Source organism: Kitasatospora sp. NPDC088346 (assembly GCF_044740765.1).
In the GTDB taxonomy this organism is placed as follows: Bacteria; Actinomycetota; Actinomycetes; order Streptomycetales; family Streptomycetaceae; genus Kitasatospora.
Genome location: NZ_JBIURH010000163.1, coordinates 1 through 2054, shown reverse-complemented (window position 1 = coordinate 2054; position 2054 = coordinate 1). Strand labels below are relative to the sequence as shown.

The window sequence follows — 2054 nt, the reverse complement described above, 5'->3', positions numbered from 1 at the left end:
CCGGTGGAGCCGGAGGTGAACATCACGCAGGCCACGTCCTCGACCGACACCCGCACCCCCGGGTTCGAGGCGTCGAGTGCGGCGATGAGGTCGGCCTCCCCGTCCACCCGGACGTACCGCAGCCGGGCGCCCGACTCGACCAGCCGCTCCGCCAGCGCGTCGCAGGTGACGACGGCCTCCGCGCGGATCTCGCCGAGCACGGCGGTCAGCCGGTCGGTCGGGAACTTCGGGTCGAGCTGCGTGTAGCCGCCGCCACCGGCCTTGAGGACGGCCAGGGTGGCGACGACCAGTTCGATCCCGCGTTCCAGGAACACCCCGACCACCGAGCCCCGGCCGACACCGCGGTCCGCCAGGTGCCGGGCGAGCCGGTTGGCGCGGGCGTTCAGTTCGCGGTAGGTGACCCGGGTCCCCTCGAAGACCAGCGCCACCGCGTCCGGGGTGCGGACCACCTGCTCCTCGAAGAGCTCGTGGACGCAGCGGTCGTCGGCGTACTCGGCCGCGGTGTCGTTCCAGTGCACGAGCAACTGGAGCAGCTCGTCCTCGGACAGGATCCGGTGCCGGCCGATCGGGAGGTCGGGCGCGTCGGCGACGGCCGCCAGCAGGCGGACGGTCGCGTCGAGCAGGCGCTCGGCGGTGGAGCGGTCGAACAGGTCCTTCGCGTACTCCAGGGTGAGGTCGAGCCCGGCCGGGCGGCCCTCCTCGTAGCGCTCGCGGACCGCCGCGGTCAGGTCGAACTTGGCGGCGCCGGTGGAGGTGTTCTCGGCCCGGACGTCGAGCCCCGGCAGGGCGAGCGTCGCCTGCGCGTTGTTCTGCAGGACCAGCATCACCTGGAACAGCGGGTGCCGGGCCGCCGAGCGGACCGGGTTGAGCACCTCCACCAGCCGGTCGAACGGGATGTCCTGGTGCTCGAACGCGACCAGGTCGCCGTCCCGGACGCGGCCGAGCAGCTCGCGGAAGCTCGGGTCGCCGGAGGTGTCGGTGCGCAGCACCAGGGTGTTGACGAAGAACCCGACCAGGTCGTCCAGCGCGTCGTCGCCGCGGCCGGCGACCGGTGTGCCGACGGGGATGTCCTCGCCCGCGCCGAACCTGCTGAGCACCACCGAGAAGGCGGCCTGCATCAGCATGAAGAGCGTGGCGCGCTCGGAGCGGGCCAGCTGGAGCAGCCGCCCGTGCAGTTCCGCGCCGGCCGAGGTGAGCACCGCGTCGCCGGTGAAGCTCGGCACGCCGGGCCGGGGACGGTCCAGCGGCAGCGGCAGCTCCTCCGGGAGGTCGGCCAACTGCTCCTTCCAGTAGGCGAACTGGCTGCCGGCGACGCTCTCCGGGTCCTCCTCGTCGGCGAGCAGCTCCTGCTGCCACAGCGTGTAGTCGGCGTACTGGATCTCCAGCTCGTCCCACTGCGGGGCGCCGCCGGCGATCCGTGCCGTGTACGCCTCGGCCAGGTCGCGCAGCAGCGGCCCGAGCGACCAGCCGTCACTGACGATGTGGTGCATCACCACCAGCAGCACGTGCTCGCGCTCGCCGACCGCGAACAGCCTGGCGTGCAGCGGGATTTCGGCCGACAGGTCGAAGACGTACCGGGAGGCGTCCTGGACCCGCCGGGCCAGGAAGGCCTCGGTGGTACGGACCGGCTCCAGGTCGGGGGCGGCCCGGTCCGCGTCCAGGATCAGCTGGTACGGGTTGCCGTCCTGCTCAGGGAAGAGCGTGCGCAGGCTCTCGTGGCGGGCGACGACGTCCGCGAGCGCCGTCCGCAGCGCGGGGACGTCCAGCTCGCCCGTGAGGCGCAGGACCACCGGCACGTTGTAGGTGGCGCTGGGGCCCTCCAGGCGGTCGATGAACCACAGGCGCCGCTGGGCGTACGACAGCGGGATCATCCGGTCTCTCCGTTCCGGGCGCGGCGGCGCAGCGCCGGACGGGCGCGCCGTGGGGTGTCGGACGTGTCGCCGAGGCGTTCGACGAGCTCGGCGACGGTGGGGGTCTGGAAGAGGGTGCGCATGGTGAGCTCGGTGCCGAGGGTGGTGCGGATGCGGCTGATGAGGCGGGCGGCGAGGAGGGAG

General features: G+C 73.1%; 2 protein-coding genes. Both read right to left on the bottom strand.

What is annotated here, in order from left to right:
• Positions 1 to 1871, bottom strand: a 1871-nt coding sequence (locus ACIOFR_RS42155; RefSeq protein ID WP_401006128.1) for a condensation domain-containing protein, incomplete at its 3' end; no start/stop codon positions are given.
• On the bottom strand, positions 1868 to 2054 hold a 187-nt coding region (locus ACIOFR_RS42150; RefSeq protein ID WP_401006126.1), incomplete at its 5' end, for a phosphopantetheine-binding protein. The genes ACIOFR_RS42155 and ACIOFR_RS42150, both read right to left, overlap by 4 nt.